Genomic DNA, 22,806 nt, shown 5'->3' with positions numbered 1-22,806 from the left:
CGCGCCCTGCCCCGGCCCCCGCGCCGTCAGAGCGTGCGCCGCGGCCCCACCGGTGAGCGACCCGGCCACGGAGCCGATGCTCCACGCGGCGAAGGCGTGCGGACCGCCAAGGCGGCGATCAGGGCGCCGTTCACGGCGAACACCGCCGTCACCGCCGCGCGTGCCCGTCGCACGGCTCTCTCCTCCCGGCCCTCTCGTCGTCGCTCCACGGGACCGGATGTCGATTTCGGAGACTCACCGCGTCGTAGAGGAGAGCGGCCGTGCAGGGCGGCCGCCGTGTCCCGGAGGAGAGGACCGATGAAATACCTGCTGTTGATCTGTGCCGAGGAGTCGGTTGAAGTCAGCCCCGAGCAGGCCGACCCCGAGCCGTGGATCGAGGAGACGGAGCGCCGCGGAGTGCGCCTCGACGGGCATCGCCTATGCCCCGTCAGCGACGCCACGACGGTGCGAGCCGGACTGGTGACCCAAGGGCCGTTCGCCGAGACCAAGGAGCAGATCGCCGGATTCGACATCATCGAGTGCACCGACCTGGACGAGGCCATCGAGATCGCCTTGAAGCATCCCGTGGCGTCGTTCGGCTCGATCGAGGTGAGGCCGTTCTGGCCGGAATGAGCGGCGCCGACGTCACCCGGGTCGTCGAGGAGGCGTTCCGCGAGGAGTGGGGCCGCCTCGTCGCCACGCTCATCCGGCTGACCGGCGACTGGGACCTGGCAGAGGAGTGCGCCCAGGACGCCTTCGCCCAGGCACTCGCCCGCTGGCCCCGGGACGGCGTTCCGCGCCGTCCCGGGGCGTGGCTCACCACTGCGGCCCGCAACCGGGCGCTGGACCGGCTCCGCCGCGGCACGACCGAGGTGGCGCGGCTCCGCTCAGTCGCGGCCATGCCGGCCGGCCCTGATCCGGAGCCGGTGGAGGAGGATCACGTGCCCGACGACCGGTTGCGCCTGATGTTCACCTGCTGTCACCCGGCCCTGCCGCTGGAGGCGCAGGTCGCCCTCACCCTCCGTACGCTCGCGGGGCTGACCACGGCCGAGATCGCCGCGGCGTTCATGGTGCCGGAGACGACCATGGCGCAGCGGCTGGTCAGGGCCAAGCGGAAGATCCGCAACGCCGGCATCCCCTACCGGGTGCCGCCCGCGCGCCTGCTGGCGGAGCGGACGGCAGGGGTGCTCGGCGTGCTGTACGTCCTGTTCACCGAGGGATACTCGGCCAGCGGCGGACCGAGCCCCGCCCGGCCGGAACTGACCGCCGAGGCCATCCGGCTGGCCCGGGTGCTCGCCGGGCTCATGCCGGGCGAGCCCGAGGCGCAGGGGCTGCTCGCGCTGATGCTGCTGCAGGACTCGCGGCGCGCGGCACGGTTCGACGCGGCGGGCGACATCGTCACCCTGGAGTTCCAGGATCGCGCGAAGTGGGACCACGACGAGATCGAGGAGGGGCTGCGGCTGCTGGACGACGCGCTGGCGTGCCGCCGCCCCGGGCCCTACCAGGTGCAGGCGGCCATCGCCGCCTGTCACGCCACCGCCCTCGACCCGGACGACACCGACTGGCCGCAGATCGCCGGGCTGTACGCACAGCTCGCACGGCTGACGCCGTCTCCGGTGATCGAGCTGAACCGGGCGGTGGCCGTGGCGATGGCCGACGGCCCCCTCGCCGGTCTGCGACTGGTCGACGAACTGCGGGCCGGCGGCGCGCTGGCCGGGCACCACCTGCTCGCCGCGACCCGTGCCGACCTGCTGCGCCGGCTGGGCCGTACGGCGGACGCGGCGCAGGCCTACGAGGAGGCCCTGGCGCTCGCGCCCACCGACGCGGAGCGCCGCTACCTCGCCCGCAGGCGTGACGAGACCGGGTAGCGGCGGTGGCGTGTCATCGCGCCGTGATGAAGGCGAGCAGGTCGTCGTTGAACTGGTCTCGGTGGCTGACGTACAGGCCGTGCCCGGCGGTCGGGTATTCGTGGTAGACGGCCCCGGGGATCAGTTTGGCGGTGCGGCGGCCGGTGACCTCGACCGGAGCGGAAAAGTCGGCGGCGCCGTGGACGACCAGCGTGGGCACAGCGATCTCGGGCAAGGTGGCCCGGTGGTCGAAGTCGACCACGTTGCGCTGGCACTGGCGGGTCGCCCAGGGCGAGGTGTCCAGGCACTGGCGCAGGGTGAAGTCGATCTGTGCCGGGGAGACGTCGTTGCCCAGGTGCGTGGCGAAGAACGCCTGCGCCTGCCGGGCCAGCCACTTGGGGCGATCGGCGTCGAGTGCGGCCAGCGACGCGTCCAGGAGCACGCCGGGGACGCCTTCGGGGTTGTCGTCGGTCTGCCGGAGGAAGGGCAGCATGGCCGAGACCAGCACGGCATGCGTGATCCGGGCGTCGCCGTGCCGAGCCAGATACCGGGCCACCTCGGCGCCGCCCATCGAGTGGCCGACCAAGGTGACCTCGTGCAGGTCGAGCTGCTCGATCAAGGCGGCCAGGTCATCGGCTCCGGTGTCCAGGTCGTAACCGCTGGAGGGGCGGTCGGAGCGGCCGTGCCCGCGCCGGTCCAGAGCGATGCAGCGGTAGCCCCGCTCCACGAAGTACGGAATCTGGTACTCCCACATATCGGAGCAGAGCATCGAACTGGCCACGAACACGATTGGCCGGCCCTGACCGTAGTCCTCATATGCCAGGCGGGTTCCGTCATGAGTGTGGAAAAACATGGATAGCTCCTTGGTGATGCCGCTCGTTAGTGGCGCCGACGTGGACAATCTTCGCGATGCAGGGGTAGGCGCATCAATTACGTCCGACGTAAGCGGCAGATGCCGGGAGCGGCACCGGCGCACCCGTCCACCTCGCCTGCGCCTCCACCCGCCACCCCAAGGACACCGACAAGGACACCGACGTCCGGGAAGCTCGCCGTTCACGGGGTGGTCATGACGGCGTCATGCCGTGGACGGAAGATCGGTTTCGGGATTGTCTACCTTCAGGCCCGTTATTGCTTGGAGGTACAAAATGCGCAAATTTGCGCACATTGTCGCCGTGGCAGCGGTCGTCGCCGCGGGCTCGGTGGCCGTCGGCGGGACGGCGCGGGCCGAGGCGCCCCCCGGTGACAGGCCGGCCGAACCGCCCGGCTACCAGACCACCGTCTCCGGCGAGTCCGTCGAGGCGGCCCGCACCGACCATGTGATCGCCCCCGGCATCGTGCTGACGTCGTTCGACACCTTCGGCCGTACGGGCTGGACCCGCACCCACGTGCTCAACGCCGACCTGGCGGACGACCGGGTGGACGTGGGCATGGTCGGCGGCGCGCTGACCGAGACGCGGGCGCTGTCGAAGTCGGCGGACGCCGCGGGAGCCGTGGCCGCGGTCAACGGGGACTACTACGACATCAACCAGACCAACGCGGTCATCGGCCCCGAGGTCAGGGACGGCCAGGTGCGCAAGGCGACCACCCAGCCCGCCACGGTCGCCTCGGTGGGCGAGGACAAGATCGCCCGGCTCGCGAGCGCGCTGCTGGAGAGCACGGTGGCGGTGGGCGGCACGGACCATCCGGTCGCCTCGCTCAACTCTGCGTCCCTGCCCGCGAACGCCGTCTCGGTCTTCACCGACCAGTGGGGGCCGGGCCTGCGCACGCTGATCGGCCACGGCGCGCCCGTCACCGAGGTGGTCGTCTCCGGCGGCGTCGTCACGGCGGTGAACGACGCGGTCACCACGACGCCGGTGCCGGCCGGAGGCCTGGTGGTCGTGGGCGTGGGGAGCGCGGCGGCCCCGCTCGCCACCGCCAAGGCCGGCGACCCGGTGACGCTCACCACCGGCCTGCGCACCGACTCCCCCGCGAAGCTGCGCACCGCGCTGGGCAGCGGAGCGGTCCTCGTGCGGGACGGCCAGGCCGTCGACTTCCCGCCCTCGACGGGCAACGACGCGCCGAAGCCGCGTACGGCGATCGGCTGGCGCGACGGCGGCAGGCGGCTCCTGCTCGTGACCGTCGACGGCTCGGCCAACTTCTCGGCCGGTCTGAGCTTCGACGAGACCGCCAAGCTCCTTGTGCGGCTCGGCGCCGACGAGGCGTTCATGCTCGACGGCGGCGGCTCGTCCGATCTCGTCGCCCGCACGCCCGGCGACGCCGGGGTGAGCGTGGTCAACACCCCGTCGGACGGTGGTGAACGGCCCATCCCCAGCGGAGTCGGGCTGTTCGCCGCGAAGGGATCGGGAGCACTCAAGGGCATCGCGGTGCGGACGAGCGCGCCGCGCGTCTTCCCCGGGCTCACCCTCGGCGTCTCCGCCGCCGGGTACGACGAGTCCTACGCCCCGGTCGCCCTCGACGGCGGCAAGAACGACAAGGGCGACAAGGGCGGCAAAGACAGCACGGTCCGCTGGGACGCCGGGAAGCTCGGCACGGTGCGCGACGGCGTCCTGCACGCCGAGCGTTCCGGGGAGGGCGAGATCGAGGCCCGCTCGGGGCGGGCGCACGGCGCGGCGGACGTCCGCGTGCTCGGTGACCTGTCCACCGTCGCGTTCACCGCCACGAGCCTGACCCTGGACGCCGGCGGCTCGGCCGTCGTGGGGGTCACCGGCACCGATGCCGACGGCTTCGACGCGCCGATCGCCGCCCGCGACGTCGACCTGGACTACGACACGGCCGTGGTGAAGGTGGAGCCGCGCGACGACGGATCGTTCACGGTCACCGGGCTGGAGGCGGCCGACGGCCGCGGCGCCGTGATCACCGCGACCGTCCAGGGCAAGGTCGCGCACCTGCCCGTCGCCGTCGGGCTGAAGCGCGGCTCGCTGGCCGAGTTCGACGGCGGCCAGCCCTGGGTCGTCTCGACCGCCAAGGCCACCGCGTCGGTGGCGGCCGTCGACGCGGCGGACCGCCCCGGCGCGGCGGCCGGCAACCAGGCCCTCGCGCTCACCTACGACTTCACCGGCACCTCCGGCACCTCGGCGGCGTACGCGGTGGCCAAGCCCGGGCCGCTGACCCTGCCGACCGGCACCAGGCGGCTCGGCCTGTGGGTGTACGGCGACGGCCGCGGGCACTGGCTGCGTGCCACGCTGCGGTCGCAGGGCACGACGAACGTCCCCTTCACCTTCGCCTCCGTGGTCGACTGGACCGGATGGAAGTGGGTCGAGGGCGCCCTGCCCACCGGCTTCACCGAGCCGATCACGCTGCTCAACGTGTACGTGGTGGAGACCTCCAACCTCGCGAAGGACGCGGGACAGCTCAGGTTCGACGGGCTCACCGCGCTGGTCGGGCAGGATCTCGCCACCGGCGACACCCGGATCCCCGATCCGTTCGTCCTTGAGCAGGCCGACATCGACCGTTCGCGCTGGCGGTTCGCGATCATGTCCGATCTGCACGTGGGCGCGGCCGGGGGCACGACGTCGTTCGCGGCGCAGCAGGCGGCCGCCGCGCTGAAGCAGGCCGTCGCGACGAAGCCCGACTTCATCGTGATCAACGGCGACTTCGTGGACAACAACACGCCGGCCGACTTCGCGCTCGCCGAGGAGATCCTCAAGGCCGACGTGCCGGCGGACCTGCCGGTCTACTGGACGCCGGGCAACCACGAGTCCGGGGCCACCGCGACGGGGACCCTGGACGGCTTCATCGCCACCGGGCGGCCGGCCCACCAGGTGTTCGACCACAAGGGCACCCGATTCGTCCTGCTCAACACCACGCTGGGCGGGCTGCGGACGTCCGACTGGTCGCAGGTGCCGGAGCTGCGGCAGGACCTGGACGCCGCGGCGAAGGACAAATCCGTGAAGTCCGTCGCGGTCGTGTTCCACCACCCCCTCCGCGACCCCTCGGGGGCGGGCGCGTCCCAGTTCTCCGACCAGCGGGAGGCGGACCTCGTCGAGAAGTGGCTCGCCGACTGGCGGGAGTCGTCGGGCAAGCCGGTCGCGTTGTTCACCGGCCACGCCCACACCGCCGCCGCCACCAGGTCGGACGGCGTGCTTGAGGTCACCACGCCGCCGGTGGGCAAGACGCCCTACAGCTCCCCGGACAAGGGCGGGTTCTTCGGGTGGGACCTCGTCGGCGTCGATCCCCGGCCCGGCGAGGTCGAGGCGGGCCGTCCCAGCCCGCAGACCCGCGACTGGGTCGTGGCGCGGACGAACCCGCTGATCGACAAGATCTCCCTGTCGGCGCCCGGCGCGCTCGCCCCGGGCGCCTCGGCGGAGGTCTCGGCGACGGGCACCACCAGCGGCGCGAACCTGACGTTCCCGCTGGCGTACCCGGCCAGCGTGACGTGGAGCGGCGACCGCGCCCTCGCGGTGGCCGAGTCGGCCGCGGACGCGAAGAAGGCGGCACGCCGCCACGGCGTCGTCGCGGTGCTCGACCTGTCCACGCACACGCTGACCGGCGTACGGCCCGGCCAGGCCACCCTCACGGTCACGTCGGGAGGGCAATCCGCCTCGGCCACGATCACGGTGGCCCAGTAGGCCCGATGAGAGCGGGCCGGCAGGCCCGATGAGAGCGGCGGGCCGGTCTCCCTCACCGAGGGCGGCCGCCCGCCGTTCCGTATCCGCACTCGCGGCCGGGACAGCCGTGCCGGCGATCCGCGGCGATGGCCGCGGCTCGCCCATCCGCTACATTTCGCTCTGCTGCCGCAAGAACGGACTCCCCATGAACATCGTCCTGTGGGTCATCGCCGGCCTGCTCACCCTCGCCTTCCTCGTCGCCGGGGTGATGAAACTCGCCCAGCCGAAGGACAGGCTGGCCGTGTCCGGCATGGCCTGGACCGAGGACTTCTCTGCGGGCGCGGTCAAGGGCCTCGGCGCTCTCGAGGTGCTGATCGCCTTCGGCCTCGTCCTGCCCGCCGTCACGGGCATCGTCCCGGTGCTGACGCCGCTCGCCGCGCTCGGCATCGCCCTGCTCATGGCCGGAGCGGCCGTCGTCCACGCCCGCCGCGCGGAATCCCCGGTCATCGTCGTCAACCTGGTGCTCCTGGTGCTGGCCGCCGTGGTCGCCTGGGGCCGCTTCGGCCCGTACGCCTTCTGACCCCTGCTTCCTCGCTCCTGCTTCGCGACCGGAAAGCCCTGCGCAGCAGGGCGCCCGACAGGAGGCGGAGGGCGAAGGGGAGGTCGTCGACCAGGTAGCGGCGGGCGAGCCGCTGGGGCTCGCTGATCAGGCGGAACAGCCATTCGAGCCCGTGGTCGCCCATCCAGCCCGGGGCCCGGCGCACCGAACCGGCGGCGAACGCGATGGCCGCGCCACACCCCACGAACCAGGCGCCCGGCAGGTCGGCCCGCAGCTCCGCCACGAGCCGGTCCTGCCGCGGGAACCCAAGCCCCACGAAGACCAGGGACGGCCGCGCGGCGATGAGCCGCCCCCGCACCTCCGCCAGCGCCGCCGCGCTGGTCTCGAACCCGTACGGCGGGGCGTGGACACCCGCCACGACCAGACCCGGATGCCGCCCGCACAGCGCGTCCCGCGCCGCCTCGGCGACGCCGGGCGGTCCCCCGACCAGGTAGACGGGCAGGCCGCGGGCCGCGGCGGCCCCGGTCAGCGACCAGATCAGGTCGGCTCCCGTCACCCGTTCCGGCAGCGGACGCCCGAGCAGGCGCGACGCCCAGACCAGCGGCATACCGTCGGCCACGGCGAGTTCGGCCGCGTCGATCAGCGCGCGCAAAGCGGGGTCGCGGGCGGCGGCACGGCAGATGTCCACGTTCGGCGTGACGACGTGCCCACCCGTGCCGCGCTCGAGCGCGCCCATCACCCGCGCGACCACCTGTGCCTCGGTGAGCGGATCGAGCAGCACTCCGCCCACGCGAACCCTGTCCCCATGAGCCCTGTCCACACGAACCCTGTCCACACGAACCCCGGCGCCCCATGCCCGGACGGCCTCGGACCACTGCCGCACCGGCGTCGCCGGGTCCACGGCCGCCGTACGCGCCGGCGCGGGCTCGGCCATCAGATGCCGTGGCCGCGACGGTGGAGGGCGTGCAGCACGGCGCGCGGGCTGACCAGCCCTCCGGCGACCGCCAGCGCCACCGCCGCCCTCGGCTCACCCGGCCGGGCGGAGAAGGCGCGCAGCGACCAGCGGGCGGCCTCGCGCCGCCGGCCGAGGGCCGCGTGGCAGAAGGCGAGCTGCCCGTAGACGCGGGCCGCGCCCCGCGGTTCCGCCGCCAGCCCGGGATGCCGGGCGAGCATCCACTCCAGCCCCGCGATCCGGTCGGCCCAGCGCCCCACGTAGTGCGAAGAGCCCCAGCGCACCCGCACGAGCGGCCGGTCGACGTGGACGATCGGATGCCGCCAGGCGGCCCGCAGCGCGAGGTCCCAGTCCTCGTTCTGACCGGACGGCGCGCTCTCGTCCACCCATGTCCAGCCCCGGCGGAACAGGAACGTCGAGGAGTGCACCATCATCATGCGCGAGCGGGTGAGGTGCCGATGGGTCACCCGGCCGGTGCCGGCCAGCCGCGGCACCCTGCGATCGCCGTACTCGACCTCGACGGCGCAACTCGCGAAGCCGGCGTCGGGCTCCTCCGCCAGCGCGGCGACCTGGGCGGCCAGCTTGCCGGGCAGCCAGAGGTCGTCGTCGTCGCAGAAGGCGACGAAGTCCGTGCCGAGCACCGAGATCCCGGTGTTGCGCGCGCCCGGCAGGCCGGCGGCCCGCCGGTTGCCCAGCACGCGGACGCTCCTGACCGCTCCCCCCGCCTCCGATCCGGCCCTGGGGCAGGTCGCGGAACCGGCGACGCCGGACACCTGCTGGGCGACGAGGGAGGCGGACACACCGTCGGCCACGACCACCACCTCAACCGGGCCGGCGTACTCCTGGGCGAGCACCCCGGTCAGCGCGGCCCGCAGCGGGCCGGGCCGGTCGCCCCGGGTGGGGACGACCACGCCGACGGACGGCCTCATCGCCGCGCTCCCGGCCGGTAGACGAGGCGATAGCCGTAGAAGAGAAGAAGGGGGAGGGTGATCGCGGTGACCAGCCACCGCTGGGACCGGGGCAGGGGCGCCGGACGGTGGCGTATCTCGATCGGTCCCACGGAGAAACGCATCGGGTTGCCGGAGACGGTGTGCGCGACGCCGAGCAGCGCTTCGCGGTCGTCCAGGAAGGCGAGCCCGCCGGTGGGAAGTCCGAGCCACGCGGCCAGGCGTCCCAGCGTCGCGCGCGGATCCCGCACCAGGTCCTCGTGACGCACCCGGACGACCTCCACGCCCTTGCGGCGCAGCACCTCGAAGGCCAGGTTCTGGGCCAGCCAGTGGACGGCGGTGCGCGCGGGCGTCCAGCGGGTCATCGGCCGCCCGTCCTCGGGCCTGCGCACCCTGCGCCGCCACGACGCGGCCACCGCCCGCGGGTCGCGCACCACCTGCACGACCCGCATATCCATGATCGCCGTCAGGCAGTACGCCAGGGAGGCGTGCTTGCTGGAGTCGACGACGACCCGGGCGTCGGCCACCTCCGCCGCCGCCGCGTAGATGCGCGCGTACGACCGGACGTATTCGGCCAGTTCGGCCTCACGGGTCGCCAGCCCGAGAGCGAGGACGGGCACGCGGCGGGTCCGGTCGACGCGGGCGCGCAGGCCGGGCAGCCACCCCGCCTGGCTCTGCCGCCACTGTCCGAACGCGCGGGCGCCCACCTTGACCCAGAACGGGCACTGGGAGAACCGCTGCCCGCAGCCGCAGGGCTCGTCGGCGCGTACGCCGCGGTCCCACAGGTGGACGACCTCGCCGAGCGGCGCCACGCCGGGCACCTCGCCGAGGAGGCGTTCGAGCAGAGTGCTACCGCTGCGTCCCAGGCCGCCCACGAAGATCACCGGCTGAGCGTCGGCCACGTGTCCTCCACGGATGGATGCGAAACGTGACGACCCTAGCGCGGAGGGTAATCAGGCGACCCCTGATCGCCAAAGGATCTACGAGGCCGCCGCCCGCGGCGGAACGGGATCACCGGGGGCGGGGGAAGCCTCAGGAGGAGCGCAGTTCGACACAGCACTCCCCCGGCCGCGGCATCAGGACGGCCCGCACCCTGGAGGCGTCCAGGCCGGTGAGCATGCCGTCGAGGAAGGCGTGGTTGACCCCGCAGACCAGTTCGGGGGCTCGCGCCGCCAGTGGATGGAACGGGCAGTTGCGCAGCCGCACACAGGTGGGAGACTCGCGGCCGGGCTCGAAGCCGTGCCGCGCGAGCAGGCTTTCGAGCAGCGTGAGGGCGCGTTCCGCGCCGAGCCGGCCGGGCTTGGCCCGGGCGCGTTCCGCGGCGCCGATCTCTTCGCCGTGCCGACCGGCCACCCGGACCGCCGCCTGGCGGGCGCTTTCGCCTTCGCTCTCCGCGAGAACGGCGTCCATGAGGATGTCGGCCAGCACCTCGTGCCGGCGTTCGGGGATCGTGACGCGGATGTCGGTCTCGGCGGGTTCGTAGACCTTCGGGGTGCGGCCGACCTTGCGGATGCCGCCGACCGCCTCGTAGCGGGCGCGCAGCAGGCCGGCGTCGACCAGTTTGTCCAGATGGAAGGCGGCCAGCTTGCGGGAGATTCCGACCGAGGCGGCGGCCTCGTCCCGGGTCACCGGGCGGCGCGCCCTGCGGATGTAGGCGTACATCCCCTGCCGCAGCACGTCGTCCAGTGCGGCCACCGCACTGATCGCGGGATCCGTTGTCACCCTGCCACGATAACGCCCGCCCGTGCGGTCGAAAACCGTATCCCCTCCGATGTACGCGTACTCCTTGACCGCCGGGCCAAATAAGACCAACATTCTTTGGCGTAAATACGTCGCACGCGGAGGTCCGGATGACCGGTGAGCTGAACGAGGCGAAACGACCGGTGAGCGCGGTGCTGGCCGGGCCGTACGGCCATCCGTTCCACCCGATGCTGGTCGCGGTGCCCATCGGAGCGTGGGTGGCGAGCATGGTCTTCGACCTGGCGTCCCGGTTCGCGCCCAATCCGGGATTCCTCGCCGAGGGCTCGAAGTGGCTGATCGCCATCGGCGTGCTCGGCGCGCTGGCCGCGGCGATGGCCGGGTTCCTCGACCTGTTCGCCATCCCGCCGGGCACCCCGGCGTTCCGCACGGGTCTGCTCCACATGGGCTTGAACCTCGTGATCACCGCCGCGTACGCCGCCGGCTTCCTGTGGCGTCAGACCGGCACGACGGCGGGCACGGCGGCGGGCACGACGACAGGCGCGGTCGCGCTCGGCCCGCTGCTGCTCTCGGCGGGCAGCCTGGCGCTGCTCGTGGTCTCCGGCTACCTGGGCGGCAAGCTCGCCTACCGCTACGGCGTGCGGGTGGCCGACGAGGCCACCCAGGCCGACGGTTTCCGGCGCTGACCCTCATCCCACCATCACAGAAGGAGAATTCATCATGGGTATCGCGGCACTGGTCACCTGGTTGCTCACCGCGGTGGGCGGCTTCGTGATGCTGGGCGTCTGGATCGCCAGAGGCGGCCGGCGCACCAGCCGCTTCTCACCAGGGCTGATCTTCGGTCACTTCGCGCTGGCCGCCGCCGGGCTGGTCGTGTGGATCGCATACCTGTTCGCCGGCATCGCCGCCCTGGCGTGGGTCGCGCTGGTCCTGCTGGTCCCGGTCGCGCTGCTGGGCTTCGCGATGTTCGCCCGGTGGATCCCCGCCTACCGCGGCCGTACGGCGGTGGCCGGCGGGCCCGGCGCCACCGGCTCGGCGGGACCGCCCGAGCGGCACTTCCCAGTCGCGGTCGTGGCCGGACACGGTCTGCTGGCGGTGGCCACCGTGGTGCTGGTGCTGCTGACCGCGCTCGGCATGAGCGGCGGCTGAGATGCGTTCCGGTAACGCCCTGCGGGTGATCGACGAGCCGCGCGACGGTGTGGACCTGGCCGCCGCCGAGCGCGCGGCCGGCGAGTTCCTGGAGGCGCTGGGCATCTCGACGGACTCCGAGAGCCTGCGGGAGACTCCGGCGCGGATGGCCAAGGCGTATGCCGAGCTGTTCACGCCACGCCCGTTCGACCTCACCACCTTCCCCAACGAGGAGGGCTACGACGAGCTCGTGCTGGCCCGGGCGATCCCGGTCCGCTCGGTCTGCGAGCATCATCTGCTGCCCTTCGCCGGAGTCGCGCATGTCGGCTACCTTCCCGGCGACCGCATCCTCGGGCTGTCCAAGCTGGCCCGCGTCGTCGAGCACTTCGCCCGCCGGCCGCAGGTGCAGGAACGGCTCACCAAACAGGTGGCCGACTGGCTCGCCGACCGGTTGCGACCCGCGGGGGTCGGCGTCGTGATCGAGGCCGAGCACACCTGCATGACTCTGCGGGGCGTACGGGCCGTCGGCTCGACCACCGTCACCTCGACGCTGCTGGGCATCCTCCGGGAGGACGCCCGATCCCGTCAGGAGTTCTTCGCCCTCACCGGCACCCGCACCTGAACAAGGAGACCATCGCCGTGACACAGCAGAGGTTCGTGATCGTCGGAGCCGGCCTGGCCGGCGCCAAAGCCGCCGAAGCCCTGCGCGAGCAGGGATTCGACGGGCGGATCACGCTGATCGGCGCCGAGCCGCACCGCCCCTATGAGCGGCCCCCGCTGTCCAAGGGCTACCTGACGGGCAAGACCGACCGGGCCGGCGTCTTCGTCCACCAGGAAGGCTGGTACGCCGACCACGACGTCGAGCTGCGGCTCGGCATCGCCGCGGTCGGCCTCGACCGCGGCGCCCACCGCGTCGAACTGGCCGACGGCAGCGTGATCGAATACGACAGACTGCTGCTGGCCACCGGGGCCCGGCCGCGAAAGCCTCCGATCCCCGGCGCGGAGGCGCCGCACGTGCACTACCTGCGCCGGATCGAGGACTGCGAGGCGCTCAGGGACGTCCTCGGGAGCGTGTCCCGGCTGGCGGTGATCGGGGCCGGCTGGATCGGGCTGGAGGTCACCGCCGCCGCCCGGCAGGCCGGCGTCGCGGTCACGGTGCTGGAGACGGCGCGGCTTCCCCTGCTGCGCGCGCTCGGGCCCGAGGCGGCCCAGGTCTTCGCCGATCTGCACCGCGACCACGGCGTCGACCTCCGGCTCGGGGTCACCGTCAGCGAGATCACGCCCTCGGGCGTACGTCTGGGCGACGGCGGCGAGATCGACGCCGACGCCGTCCTCGTCGGTGTCGGCGCCGAACCCGACGTGCGGCTCGCCCTGAGCGCCGGGTTGCACGTGGACAACGGCATCGTGGTGGACGCGACCCTGCGGACCGGCGACCCGGACATCGTCGCCGCCGGGGACGTCGCCAATGCCTACCACCCTCTGCTGGGCACGCACGTACGGGTCGAACACTGGGCCAACGCGCTCAAACAGCCCGCGGTCGCCGCCGCCACCATGCTGGGCCGGGAGGCGGTCTACGAGGAGCTGCCCTACTTCTACACGGACCAGTACGACCTCGGCATGGAGTACGTCGGCCACGTCGAGCCCGGCGGCTACGACCAGGTCGTCTTCCGGGGCGACGTCGCGGCCCGGGAGTTCGTCGCCTTATGGCTCAGCGGCGATCGCGTCCTGGCCGGCATGAACGTCAACGTCTGGGACGTCGTCGAGCCGATCAAGACGTTGATACGCACCGGAACACCCGTCACGCCCCAAGCGCTGGCCGACACCGGCCGGCCACTGGAGACCCTCGCCGCTCCTCAGAGCGGGGAAGCCTGACCTTGATCAGACACCCTGCCGACGGTCTCCACGGGGCCTGAACACGGGGCCTGAACACGGGGCCTGAAGGGCGGGCACGGGCAGCGCCGCCGATTTTGAGCTGAAGCGCTGCCCTGTGTCGCCTCGTGCCGCCTCGTGCCGCCCTGTGCTGCCGCGCTGTGCCGCCCTGTGCCTCGCCCTCGCAGGCCGTCCGAGCGGGACTTCCCAGGTCCTTCGAGAAGCGCCGGTCAGCGCGCGTCGACGATCATCCCGGCGCCGACGGTGCCGTTGGTGGCCTCGTCGATCAGGATGAAGCCGCCGGTGAGGCGGTTGCGGGCGTAGTCGTCCACGAACAACGGCTGGGTCGTCCGCAGCGACACCCGGCCGATCTCGTTCAGGCCGAGAGCGGTGGCCGACTCGTCCCGGTGCAGGGTGTTGACGTCGAGCCGGTAGTGCAGGTCCCGCACGAGAGCCCGGGCCGTACGGGTGGTGTGCTTGATGATCAGTTTGGAGCGCGGCTGGAGCTTCAGGCCGTCGGCCATCCAGCAGATCATCGCGTCGATCTCCTGGGCGGCCTGCGGCTGGTTGTTCGGCCGGCAGATCATGTCGCCCCGGGAGATGTCGATGTCGTCGCCCAGGCGCAGCGTGACCGACATCGGCGCGAACGCCTCCTCCACCGGGCCGTCGAAGGTGTCGATCCCGGTGATCGTCGTGGTCAGGCCGGAGGGCAGGTGCAGCACCTCGTCGCCCGGCTTGAGCACGCCGCCCGCGACCTGCCCTGCGTAGCCCCGGTAGTCGTGCAGCTCCTGGCTGGTCGCGCTGTGCGGGCGGATGACGTACTGCACGGGGAAGCGCACGTCGACCAGGTTGCGGTCGGAGGCGATGTGCACGTTCTCCAAATGGTGCAGCAGCGAGGAGCCCTCGTACCACGGCATGTTCTCCGAGCGGGAGACCACGTTGTCGCCGTGCAGCGCCGAGATCGGGATGAACGTGAGGTCGGACGCGTTCAGCTTGCTGGCGAACGCGGTGAACTCCTCGCGGATCTCCTCGAACCGGGCCTCGGAGTAGTCGACGAGGTCCATCTTGTTCACCGCGAGCACGAGGTGCGGCACCCGCAGCAGCGTCGTGAGGAAGGCGTGCCGCCGCGACTGCTCCAGCACGCCCTTGCGCGCGTCGATCAGGATGATCGCCAGGTCGGCCGTGGAGGCGCCGGTGACCATGTTCCGGGTGTACTGGATGTGCCCGGGGGTGTCGGCGATGATGAACTTCCGCTTGGGCGTGGCGAAGTAGCGGTAGGCCACGTCGATCGTGATGCCCTGCTCGCGCTCGGCCCGCAGGCCGTCGGTGAGCAGCGACAGGTCGGTGTACTCCGTGCCCCGATCGCGGGAGGTGCGCTCGACCGCTTCGAGCTGGTCCTCGAAGATCGCCTTGGAGTCGAACAGCAGCCGCCCGATCAGCGTCGACTTGCCGTCGTCGACGCTGCCCGCCGTCGCGAAACGAAGGATGTCCATCAGAAGTAGCCTTCCTTCTTGCGATCTTCCATGGCGGCCTCGGAGGCCCGGTCGTCGGCGCGGGTGGCGCCGCGCTCGGTGATCCGGGTGGCGGCGATCTCGTCGATGATCTGGTCGATCGTGGTGGCGGTCGAGGCGACCGCGCCGGTGCAGGTCATGTCGCCGACCGTGCGGTAGCGGACGACGGCCTCGAACGTGGGCTCGTCGTCGCCCCGCTGGACCACCTCGGAGTCGGCCAGCAGCATGGCGTCGCGCTCGAAGACCGTGCGGGTGTGGGAGAAGTAGATCGACGGGATCTCGATGCCCTCACGCCGGATGTAGTGCCACACGTCCAGCTCGGTCCAGTTCGACAGCGGGAACACGCGGATGTGCTCGCCCCTGCTGATCTTGGTGTTGTAGAGGTTCCAGAGCTCGGGGCGCTGGTTCTTCGGGTCCCACTGGCCGAACTCGTCGCGGAAGGAGAACACCCGCTCCTTGGCCCGGGCCTTCTCCTCGTCGCGCCGAGCCCCGCCGAACACCGCGTCGAACTCGTGCTCCTCGATGGCGTCCAGCAGCGTCGTCGTCTGCAGCCGGTTGCGGGAGGCCCGCCGCCCGGTCTGCTCGACCACCCGCCCGGCGTCGATCGACGCCTGGACCGACGCGACCACCAGCCGCGCGCCCAGCTCGGCGACCCGCCGGTCGCGGAACTCGATGACCTCGGGGAAGTTGTGCCCGGTGTCGACGTGCATCAGGGGGAAGGGGATCGGCGCCGGCCAGAAGGCCTTCTCGGCGACCCGCAGCATGACGATGGAGTCCTTGCCGCCGGAGAAGAGCAGACACGGGCGCTCGAACTCGGCCGCGACCTCACGCATGATGTGGATCGCCTCGGCCTCGAGCACGTCGAGCTGTGACGTGGTGTAGTCACGCTGAAGCATGGGGACTTCCTTCACGGAGTCTGGCGATGCAGGTCACGGATTCCGGCGAGCAACGTTGGCGCCAGATCCGGTAGGGAGACCAGGATATCCGGCAGCCAGGGGTCCCCCTGGTTGTAGGTCAGGGGTGAGCCGTCGATCCTGCTCGCGTGGGCCCCCGCCGCGACCGCCACCGCGACCGGCGCGGCCGAGTCCCACTCGTACTGGCCCCCGGCGTGCACGTACGCCTCGACCTCTCCGGTGAGGACCGCGGCGATCTTGGCACCGGCCGAGCCGATGGGGACGAGTTCCCCGCCGTGGCGGGCGGCCAGCTCACGGACGAACTCAGGCGGCCGGGTGCGGCTGACCGCGATGCGGAACGGCTCGCGCACCTTCTCCGGCAGCTCGGGCGGCGCCGCCGTCGTCAGCGTACGCCCCTGGGCCGGCAGGGCGACCGCTCCGGCGGTGAGGGCGCCGCGTTCCCACAGGGCCACGTGGACGGCCCAGTCGGTGCGGCCCTGCTCGGAGAACTCACGGGTGCCGTCGAGAGGATCGACGATCCAGACGCGCTCGGCCGACAGCCGCCGGGGGTCCATCCGCTCCTCGCGGGTCGCCTCCTCCGACAGCACGGCGTCGTCCGGCCGCAGCCGCCTCAGGGCGTCCATGAGGAACTCGTGGGACGCGCGGTCCCCGGCGTCCTTCAGCGCCCGGCCGTCCTCGAACCCGAGACGGGCGCGCAGCTCCAGGAGCCGCTCCCCCGCCTCCGTCGCCAGCTCACCGGCGAGGGAATGGTCGTCCCGCATCGTCATTTCTCAGTACGCTCCCGCCCCGCCGGCGACCGCAGACCACGTCTTCCATAAGATCTGCAGATCCAGCATGAGAGACCAGTTCTCGACATAACGTAGGTCCAACCGTACCGATTCCTCCCAGGAGAGGTCGGATCGGCCGTTTACCTGCCAGAGCCCGGTCATCCCGGGCCGCACCACGAGCCTGCGGCGCACGTCGTCGCCATACCGCGCGACCTCCTCGGGCAGCGGCGGGCGCGGTCCGACGAGCGACATGTCGCCCCGCAGCACGTTGAACAGCTGCGGCAGCTCGTCGAGCGAGTAACGCCGCAGCGCGGCGCCGAGCCGGGTCACCCGCGGGTCCCTGCGCACCTTGAACAGCACGCCGTCGGCGTCGCTGACCAGCTCGACCTTGCGGGCCTCCGCGTCCCGGCGCATCGTGCGGAACTTCAGGATCGTGAACTCCACGCCGTCCCTGCCGACCCGCCGCTGGCGGAACAGGACGGGCCCCGGGCCGGTCGCCCGCACGGCCACGGCGACGGCGGCCAGCAGCGGGGCGAGCACGACCAGCGCGGCGGCGGCGACCAGCCGGTCGAACACGCCCTTGACCAGCCGGCGCCCTCCTGCCAGCTCGGGATGCTCCACGTGCAGCAGCGGGAGCCCGGCGATGGGGCGGATCGCGATCCGCGGGCCGGCCACCTCCATCAGCGCGGGCGCCACCACGAGGTCGGTGCGCGTCCGCTCCAGCCGCCAGGCCAGCCTGCGCAGCGCCGTGCCGTCCAGCTCGGGGCAGGCGAGCACCGCCACCGTGTCCGCCCGGACCTGCTCGACCACCAGCGGCACGTCGGTGAAGTCGCCGAGCACCGGCACGTCCGCGACCCGGCCGGCGGCGCCGGTGGGCACGCAGGCGGCCACCACCTCCATCCCGTGGTAGCGCTCCCTGCGGAAGGTGCCGACCAGCTCGGCGATCGCCGCCCGGTGGCCCACCACCACGACCCTGCGCATGCAGCCCTCGCCCCTGGCCCGCCTGCGGTGCAGCCGCTGCCGCAGGCCGTACCTCGCCCCGAGGGTGAGCACGGTGGCGAGCGGCAGCGCGATCAGCACGTAGCCGCGGGCTATCTCGGTCTTCGACGCGTACGCCGCGATCGCCACACCCGCGATCAACGTGAAGCCGCCCCGTGCGACCCGGCGGAACTCCTCGGCCCCCACGCCGATCAGGCGCGGCTCGTACGCCCGGCTCAGCACCAGGATCACCGTCCAGACGGCGGGCAGCGCGGCGCTCGCCATCACATAGGGCATCACGTACGGAGTAACCTCGCCGAACCGGATCACCACGGCGGTGACCCCCGCGAGAAGGGCGCCCACGATGTCGCAGACGGCCGCGGTGAGCCGATACCGGACGGCCCACTCGGGAGGCCGCGGCATCGGATGGGCGGGCGAGTCCCGGGACGTGCCGACGGCGACCGAGGACGTGTCACCGTCCAGCACCATCGCCCCCCGTAATCCTGTCAATACCGACGGTGATGGAATGCTAGCGGCCTCACCCCGGCGTCTCAGGGAGATTCGTTGAAAGCCGAAACGTACATATCGGTTGATGTCGAGGCGGACGGCCCGATTCCGGGGCCGTACTCGATGGTCAGCTTCGGCATGACCGTGGCCGGCCGGATGACCGGGCGGCGGTTCGAGCGGACCGACCCGGAGTCCCTGACGTTCTACGCGGAGTTACGGCCGATCAGCGACGACTGGGTGGCGGAGGCGCTGGCGGTGAGCGGCCTCGACCGGACGACGCTGCTGCGCGAGGGACGCGACCCGGCCGAGGCGATGACGGAGGCGGCGGCCTGGGTGCGCGAGGTCTGCGGCGACGACCTGCCGGTGCTCGCGGCCTTCCCGCTGTCGTACGACTGGATGTGGATGTACTGGTACTTCCTCCGCTTCACCGGGCAGTCGCCCTTCGGCCACTCCCGGTGCATCGACATCAAGACGCTGTACGCCGCCAAGGCCGTGGTGCCGGTGGCCTGGGCGACAAAGCGCCAGATGCCGCGCGAGGTGCGGGCGCGGCGCCCGCACACCCACAACGCGCTCGACGACGCCATCGAGCAGGCGGAACTGCTGCAGAACCTCATGCTGTGGCCGGGCGCCGCCCGCGGGCGCGACGCGAGCGGCGTCGGCGGGGCGGCCTCGCCGGATCTCAGCGGGGAGGCTTCGCCGGATTGAGGTCGGCGGCGTGGAAGCGGTTCTGCGTCGCCTCCAGACCGGCGGTCATCAGCGACTCCACCATGTCGGCCGCCCGGTCGACGAGGAACGGCAGGTCCTTGCGCTCGGCCGTGGCGAAGTCGCGCAGCACGAACGTCGCCGCGTCCATGCGGCCCGGCGGGCGGCCGATGCCGAACCTGATCCGCGGGTAGTCGCGCGTGCCGAGCGACTTCGTGATCGACTTCAGCCCGTTGTGGCCGTTGTCCCCGCCGCCGGTCTTCGCGCGCAGCGCCCCGTACGGGATGTCCAGCTCGTCGTGGACCACGATCACCCGGTCGGGGGTGACCTTGTAGAAGTCGGCCAGCGCCTTCACCGGGCCGCCCGACAGGTTCATGAACGACAGCGGCTTGGCCAGCACGACCGGGAGCGCGGCCAGGCGGCCCTCGACCACCTCGGCCCGCGATTTGTGCGCCTTGAACCGCCCGCCCACCCGGGCCGCCAGCTCGTCGAGCACCATGAAGCCCGCGTTGTGCCGGTTTCCGGCGTACTCCGGCCCGGGGTTGCCCAAGCCCGCCACCAGCCACCGCTGCGCGGACGTGTCGGACATCGCTGTCTCCTCCGCTGTCTTTCCCCACATGGAAGAGTCCTCCACAGGACACCCTGTGGAGGACTCTCTCACGAACAGGTCCTACTCGGCGGCCTCGGCGCTCTCGCCCTCGGCGGCCTCGCCCTCCTCGGGCAGCTCGGCGGCCGGGGCGCCGATCACCTGCAGCACCAGGGCCTCGGGGTCGCCCGCCAGCGTGGTGCCGTTCGGCAGCTTCAGGTCGCTCGCGTGCACCGCGAAGCCGGCGTCCTTGCCGTCCACGTCCACCTCGACGCCGGTCGGGATGTGGGTCGCCTCGGTCTCGACCGAGATCGTGACGAGCTGCTGCTCGACGATGGCGCTGCCGATCGTGTCGCCGGTGACGGTGACCGGGATCTCGACGGTGACCTTCTCGCCGCGCTTGACCAGCAGCAGGTCGACGTGCTCCAGGAAGCCCTTGATCGGGTCGCGCTGGACGCCCTTGGGCAGCGCGATCTCGTCCACGCCCTCGCCCTGCAGGCGGATGAGCACGTTGGGCGTGCGCAGCGCGAGCAGCAGCTCGTGGCCGGGGAGGGTCAGGTGCTTGGGCTCGGTGCCGTGGCCGTAGAGAACGGCGGGGACCTTGTTCCCCCGGCGGATCTTGCGGGCGGCGCCCTTGCCGAACTCGTTGCGAAGCTCGGCGGCGATACGTACTTCGGACACGGCACATCTCCTAGGGATGCTCGTCGGCGGATTGACGCGCTCCCCCTCACCCGCCCTAGCGGAAGGCGTTACGAGCGCAACCCCACCACTCTACCGTCTTGCCGGCAGTCCCTCGGTGGCCGTTACACTGGCCGCATGATTCGTACGTTGTGTCAGGGCTGGTGGCGCTCCACGTAGGAGCGGCCATCTCACACGCGTACGACCGGGCCGTTCGGATGGACGGCCCTTTTTCGTGCTCCCTGGACGAGGGGTCGCCGTCGGAACGGCGGACCACCTGCCAAGGGAGAACACATGACCGCGATCCTCGACACCACTCCGGACGACGACGAGCTCGGCGTGCCGGCCGCCCGGCGCCGCAGCGCCGAGCTGGAGAGACAGATCCACGAGCGGCCCGGAAGATTCCGCGCGCTGACCGGGGACCGCCCGACCGGGCGGCTGCACCTGGGGCACTATTTCGGCACCCTGCACAACCGCGTCCGCCTCCAGAACCTGGGCGTGGACATGATGGTGCTCGTCGCGGACTACCAGGTCCTGACCGACCGCGACGTCGCCGACCGGCTCGCGGAGCACGTGGAGGACCTGGTGCTCGACTACCTGGCCGTGGGCATCGACCCGGACCGGGCCACCGTTTTCACGCACAGCGCGGTCCCCGCGCTGAACCAGCTGCTGCTGCCGTTCCTCAGCCTGGTCTCCGTCGCGGAGCTGGGCCGCAACCCCACGGTCAAGGATGAGATCGCCCACTCGAGTCAGTCGGCGGTCAGCGGGCTGATGTTCACCTATCCGGTCCACCAGGCCGCCGACATCCTGTTCTGCAAGGCCGGGCTCGTGCCTGTCGGTCAGGATCAGCTGCCTCATCTGGAGGTGGCCCGCACCGTCGCACGCCGCTTCAACAGCCGCTACGGTCCGGTGTTCCCCGAGCCGGAGGCTCTGCTGTCCGCGGCCCCGCTGTTGCTCGGCACCGACGGAGGCAAGATGAGCAAGAGCCGGGGCAACGCCATCGCCCTGGCCGCGACCGCCGACGAGACCGCCCGGATGATCCGCGGCGCCAAGACCGACGCGGACCGCCACATCACGTACGACCCGGTGGCCCGGCCCGAAGTCTCCAGCCTGGTCCTTCTGGCTGCGCTGTGCCTGGACCGCGACCCGCACGAGGTGGCCGAGGAGATCGGCGGCCGGGGAGCGGCCGCGCTGAAGGCCGTCGTCACCGACGCGGTCAACGATCACTTCGCGCCCATCCGGGCACGGCGCGCCGAGCTGGCCCTGGACCGCGCCCACATCCGCCGGGTGCTTCGCGACGGCAACGAGTGGGCGAACGCCATCGCCGACGACACCCTCAAGGAGGTGCGGGAGGCGATGAAGGCCCTCTACTGAAGGGCGCGCGCGGGCCCCCGGACGGCCGTCCGACCAGACCGGGGGCCCGCACCGCTCAGCTGTCGCCCTCGAAGAGGCTGGTGACGGAGCCGTCGGTGAAGACCTCGGTGATCGCCCGGGCGATCAGCGGGGCGATCGACAGGACCGTGAGGCTGTCGAACCTCTTCTCCTCCGGGATGGGCAGCGTGTTGGTCACGACCACCTCGGAGATGCGGGAGTTCTTGAGCCGGTCCACGGCCGGGTCGGAGAAGATGGCGTGGGTGGCGGCCACGATGACGTCGGTCGCGCCGTGCTCGTAGAGCGCGTCGGCCGCCTTGCAGATCGAGCCGCCCGTGTCGATCATGTCGTCGATCAGCACGCAGGTCCTGCCGCGCACCTTGCCGACCACCTCGTGCACCTTCACCTGGTTGGCCACGTCGAGGTCGCGCCGCTTGTGGATGAACGCCACCGGCGTGCCCAGGCTGTCGGACCAGCGCTCGGCCAGCCGTACGCGGCCGGTGTCGGGAGAGACGATCGTGGTGGTCTCCGGGTCGAGCTTGCCGCGCAGATAGTTGATCAGGACCGGCAGGGCGAACAGGTGGTCCACCGGACCGTCGAAGAAGCCCTGGATCTGCGAGGTGTGCAGGTCGATGGACATCATCCGGTCGGCGCCCGCCTGCTTGAACAGGTCGGCCATCAGCCTGGCGGTGATGGGCTCGCGGCCGCGGCCCTTCTTGTCCTGCCGGCTGTAGCCGTAGAACGGCATGATCACGGTGACCCGCTTGGCGGAGGCCCGCTTGAGGGCGTCCACCATGATCAACTGTTCCATGATCCACTGGTTGATCGGCGCGGTGTGGCTCTGCATGACGAAGGCGTCGCAGCCGCGCACGGACTCCAGGTATCGCACGTAGATCTCGCCGTTGGCGAAGTCGCGCAGCGCCGTGGGCGTGATCTCGACGCCGAGGGCTTTCGCGACCTCGTCGGCCAGTTCGGGGTGGGACCGGCCGGAGAAGAACATCAGGTTCCGCTCACCGGTCGTCTTCTTGCCGCTCATGCCGCGCTCCTCGCGTGTCGAGCCTGTTCGCCGTACCGGGCCTGGTTCTGGGGCCGGGCCGGCCATAACGCCGTTCCCTCGCCTCGCCCGGGGCTCGCAAACCCCTTCGCCCGGTCGATGTGGTCGGTCACGGTGTCCTCCTGGCCTGGCCCTTCGGCGCTACGCGGTCAGACCGCGCCTCGTACTCTTACCTGTCCCCGTACGGCCCGCGGGGAGGCGGGCCGCAGGTG

Annotated in this window: 22 protein-coding genes; 10 read left to right on the top strand and 12 right to left on the bottom strand. The window is 71.9% G+C overall.

What is annotated here, in order from left to right; all coding sequences use genetic code 11:
* Positions 1-297 precede the first annotated feature (297 nt).
* Positions 298-612, top strand: a complete 315-nt coding sequence (locus FH610_RS25135; protein ID WP_139577286.1) for a YciI family protein — start codon at positions 298-300, stop codon at positions 610-612.
* Positions 609-1,847, top strand: coding sequence for an RNA polymerase sigma factor (locus FH610_RS25130; RefSeq protein WP_139577285.1), 1,239 nt, complete (start codon positions 609-611; stop codon positions 1,845-1,847). The genes FH610_RS25135 and FH610_RS25130 overlap by 4 nt, the downstream gene beginning before the upstream one ends.
* A 13-nt stretch (positions 1,848-1,860) precedes the next feature.
* On the opposite strand, the gene FH610_RS25125 is transcribed toward FH610_RS25130, so the two are convergent.
* Positions 1,861-2,679: an alpha/beta fold hydrolase gene (locus FH610_RS25125; RefSeq protein ID WP_139577284.1), complete on the bottom strand. Its 819-nt coding sequence runs from the start codon at positions 2,677-2,679 to the stop codon at positions 1,861-1,863.
* A gap of 319 nt (positions 2,680-2,998) precedes the next feature.
* Here FH610_RS25125 and FH610_RS25120 point away from each other — a divergent pair, with 319 nt between their 5' ends.
* Positions 2,999-6,394, top strand: a complete 3,396-nt coding sequence (locus FH610_RS25120) for a phosphodiester glycosidase family protein (RefSeq protein WP_139577283.1) — start codon at positions 2,999-3,001, stop codon at positions 6,392-6,394.
* Between the two features lie 184 nt (positions 6,395-6,578).
* A complete protein-coding gene (locus FH610_RS25115; protein ID WP_139577282.1) occupies positions 6,579-6,953 on the top strand; it encodes a DoxX family protein in 375 nt (124 codons plus the stop codon).
* Here the strand turns inward: FH610_RS25115 and FH610_RS25110 are convergent.
* The 4 genes from FH610_RS25110 to FH610_RS25095 form a co-directional block, all read right to left on the bottom strand.
* Positions 6,886-7,866 carry a WecB/TagA/CpsF family glycosyltransferase gene (locus FH610_RS25110; RefSeq protein WP_139577281.1) on the bottom strand — a complete coding sequence of 327 codons (981 nt, stop codon included), beginning with the start codon at positions 7,864-7,866 and terminating at the stop codon, positions 6,886-6,888. The genes FH610_RS25115 and FH610_RS25110 overlap by 68 nt on opposite strands.
* Positions 7,866-8,813 carry a glycosyltransferase family 2 protein gene (locus FH610_RS25105; protein WP_139577280.1) on the bottom strand — a complete coding sequence of 316 codons (948 nt, stop codon included), beginning with the start codon at positions 8,811-8,813 and terminating at the stop codon, positions 7,866-7,868. The genes FH610_RS25110 and FH610_RS25105 overlap by 1 nt, the downstream gene beginning before the upstream one ends.
* Entirely contained in the window at positions 8,810-9,733 is a 924-nt protein-coding gene (locus tag FH610_RS25100) for a sulfotransferase family protein (RefSeq protein ID WP_240809177.1), read from the bottom strand. The genes FH610_RS25105 and FH610_RS25100 overlap by 4 nt, the downstream gene beginning before the upstream one ends.
* Positions 9,734-9,863: 130 nt before the next feature.
* Positions 9,864-10,553: a helix-turn-helix transcriptional regulator gene (locus FH610_RS25095; RefSeq protein ID WP_139577279.1), complete on the bottom strand. Its 690-nt coding sequence runs from the start codon at positions 10,551-10,553 to the stop codon at positions 9,864-9,866.
* 128 nt (positions 10,554-10,681) lie between these two features.
* Between FH610_RS25095 and FH610_RS25090 the strand changes: the two genes are divergently transcribed.
* From FH610_RS25090 to FH610_RS25075, 4 genes are read left to right on the top strand one after another with little or no spacing between them, the layout of a single operon-like run.
* The gene (locus FH610_RS25090) at positions 10,682-11,215 is read left to right on the top strand and encodes a DUF2231 domain-containing protein (RefSeq protein ID WP_139577278.1); all 534 of its coding nucleotides are present in this window, start codon (positions 10,682-10,684) and stop codon (positions 11,213-11,215) included.
* 34 nt (positions 11,216-11,249) lie between these two features.
* Positions 11,250-11,678 carry a hypothetical protein gene (locus FH610_RS25085; RefSeq protein ID WP_139577277.1) on the top strand — a complete coding sequence of 143 codons (429 nt, stop codon included), beginning with the start codon at positions 11,250-11,252 and terminating at the stop codon, positions 11,676-11,678.
* Between the two features lies 1 nt (position 11,679).
* Positions 11,680-12,279, top strand: coding sequence for a GTP cyclohydrolase I FolE (folE, locus tag FH610_RS25080; protein WP_139577276.1), 600 nt, complete (start codon positions 11,680-11,682; stop codon positions 12,277-12,279).
* Positions 12,280-12,296: 17 nt separating this feature from the next.
* Complete coding sequence (locus FH610_RS25075; RefSeq protein ID WP_139577275.1) at positions 12,297-13,529, top strand: NAD(P)/FAD-dependent oxidoreductase; 1,233 nt, start codon at positions 12,297-12,299, stop codon at positions 13,527-13,529.
* Between the two features lie 227 nt (positions 13,530-13,756).
* On the opposite strand, the gene cysN is transcribed toward FH610_RS25075, so the two are convergent.
* Genes cysN through FH610_RS25055 form a run of 4 tightly spaced genes read right to left on the bottom strand, consistent with a single transcriptional unit; the run spans position 13,757 to position 18,185 of the window.
* Positions 13,757-15,019, bottom strand: coding sequence for a sulfate adenylyltransferase subunit CysN (gene cysN, locus FH610_RS25070; RefSeq protein ID WP_139577274.1), 1,263 nt, complete (start codon positions 15,017-15,019; stop codon positions 13,757-13,759).
* Positions 15,019-15,933 (bottom strand): sulfate adenylyltransferase subunit CysD, encoded by a 915-nt coding sequence (cysD, locus tag FH610_RS25065; protein WP_139577273.1) that lies wholly within the window; start codon positions 15,931-15,933, stop codon positions 15,019-15,021. The genes cysN and cysD overlap by 1 nt, the downstream gene beginning before the upstream one ends.
* Before the next feature lie 11 nt (positions 15,934-15,944).
* On the bottom strand, positions 15,945-16,718 hold the full coding sequence (locus FH610_RS25060; protein ID WP_139577272.1) for a 3'(2'),5'-bisphosphate nucleotidase CysQ: 774 nt from the start codon (positions 16,716-16,718) through the stop codon (positions 15,945-15,947).
* A gap of 3 nt (positions 16,719-16,721) precedes the next feature.
* On the bottom strand, positions 16,722-18,185 hold the full coding sequence (locus FH610_RS25055) for a sugar transferase (RefSeq protein WP_420813734.1): 1,464 nt from the start codon (positions 18,183-18,185) through the stop codon (positions 16,722-16,724).
* A 75-nt stretch (positions 18,186-18,260) separates the two neighbouring features.
* Between FH610_RS25055 and FH610_RS25050 the strand changes: the two genes are divergently transcribed.
* Positions 18,261-18,908: a 3'-5' exonuclease family protein gene (locus FH610_RS25050; RefSeq protein ID WP_205826044.1), complete on the top strand. Its 648-nt coding sequence runs from the start codon at positions 18,261-18,263 to the stop codon at positions 18,906-18,908.
* Here FH610_RS25050 and pth read toward each other — a convergent pair.
* Together pth and FH610_RS25040 are read right to left on the bottom strand one after the other, a co-directional pair.
* Positions 18,883-19,494: an aminoacyl-tRNA hydrolase gene (gene pth / locus FH610_RS25045; protein ID WP_139577271.1), complete on the bottom strand. Its 612-nt coding sequence runs from the start codon at positions 19,492-19,494 to the stop codon at positions 18,883-18,885. The two genes, FH610_RS25050 and pth, sit on opposite strands and share 26 nt — an antisense overlap.
* A gap of 81 nt (positions 19,495-19,575) precedes the next feature.
* Positions 19,576-20,172, bottom strand: coding sequence for a 50S ribosomal protein L25/general stress protein Ctc (locus FH610_RS25040; protein ID WP_139577270.1), 597 nt, complete (start codon positions 20,170-20,172; stop codon positions 19,576-19,578).
* A 291-nt stretch (positions 20,173-20,463) separates the two neighbouring features.
* On the opposite strand from FH610_RS25040, the gene trpS reads away from it, so the two are divergent.
* Complete coding sequence (gene trpS / locus FH610_RS25035) at positions 20,464-21,543, top strand: tryptophan--tRNA ligase (RefSeq protein WP_139577269.1); 1,080 nt, start codon at positions 20,464-20,466, stop codon at positions 21,541-21,543.
* A 55-nt stretch (positions 21,544-21,598) separates the two neighbouring features.
* Here the strand turns inward: trpS and FH610_RS25030 are convergent, their stop codons facing one another.
* A complete protein-coding gene (locus tag FH610_RS25030) occupies positions 21,599-22,576 on the bottom strand; it encodes a ribose-phosphate diphosphokinase (protein WP_139577268.1) in 978 nt (325 codons plus the stop codon).
* Between the last annotated feature and the right edge of the window lie 230 nt (positions 22,577-22,806).

Origin of the sequence: Microbispora catharanthi (assembly GCF_006334915.2) — a bacterium.
Lineage (GTDB): Bacteria > Actinomycetota > Actinomycetes > Streptosporangiales > Streptosporangiaceae > Microbispora > Microbispora catharanthi.
The sequence above is the reverse complement of the archived record's forward strand: the minus strand, read 5'-3'. Positions and strand labels throughout refer to the sequence as shown.

Bases quoted from the DNA above. Each gene is read 5' to 3' on its own strand.
- FH610_RS25135 (WP_139577286.1), top strand. From the start codon at position 298: ATGAAATACCTGCTGTTGATCTGTGCCGAGGAGTCGGTTGAAGTCAGC.
- FH610_RS25130 (WP_139577285.1), top strand. From the start codon at position 609: ATGAGCGGCGCCGACGTCACCCGGGTCGTCGAGGAGGCGTTCCGCGAG.
- FH610_RS25125 (WP_139577284.1), bottom strand. From the start codon at position 2,679: ATGTTTTTCCACACTCATGACGGAACCCGCCTGGCATATGAGGACTAC.
- FH610_RS25115 (WP_139577282.1), top strand. From the start codon at position 6,579: ATGAACATCGTCCTGTGGGTCATCGCCGGCCTGCTCACCCTCGCCTTC.
- FH610_RS25110 (WP_139577281.1), bottom strand. From the start codon at position 7,866: ATGGCCGAGCCCGCGCCGGCGCGTACGGCGGCCGTGGACCCGGCGACG.
- FH610_RS25105 (WP_139577280.1), bottom strand. From the start codon at position 8,813: ATGAGGCCGTCCGTCGGCGTGGTCGTCCCCACCCGGGGCGACCGGCCC.
- FH610_RS25090 (WP_139577278.1), top strand. From the start codon at position 10,682: ATGACCGGTGAGCTGAACGAGGCGAAACGACCGGTGAGCGCGGTGCTG.
- FH610_RS25085 (WP_139577277.1), top strand. From the start codon at position 11,250: ATGGGTATCGCGGCACTGGTCACCTGGTTGCTCACCGCGGTGGGCGGC.
- folE (WP_139577276.1), top strand. From the start codon at position 11,680: ATGCGTTCCGGTAACGCCCTGCGGGTGATCGACGAGCCGCGCGACGGT.
- cysN (WP_139577274.1), bottom strand. From the start codon at position 15,019: ATGGACATCCTTCGTTTCGCGACGGCGGGCAGCGTCGACGACGGCAAG.
- cysD (WP_139577273.1), bottom strand. From the start codon at position 15,933: ATGCTTCAGCGTGACTACACCACGTCACAGCTCGACGTGCTCGAGGCC.
- FH610_RS25060 (WP_139577272.1), bottom strand. From the start codon at position 16,718: ATGACGATGCGGGACGACCATTCCCTCGCCGGTGAGCTGGCGACGGAG.
- FH610_RS25055 (WP_420813734.1), bottom strand. From the start codon at position 18,185: ATGGTGCTGGACGGTGACACGTCCTCGGTCGCCGTCGGCACGTCCCGG.
- pth (WP_139577271.1), bottom strand. From the start codon at position 19,494: ATGTCCGACACGTCCGCGCAGCGGTGGCTGGTGGCGGGCTTGGGCAAC.
- trpS (WP_139577269.1), top strand. From the start codon at position 20,464: ATGACCGCGATCCTCGACACCACTCCGGACGACGACGAGCTCGGCGTG.
- FH610_RS25030 (WP_139577268.1), bottom strand. From the start codon at position 22,576: ATGAGCGGCAAGAAGACGACCGGTGAGCGGAACCTGATGTTCTTCTCC.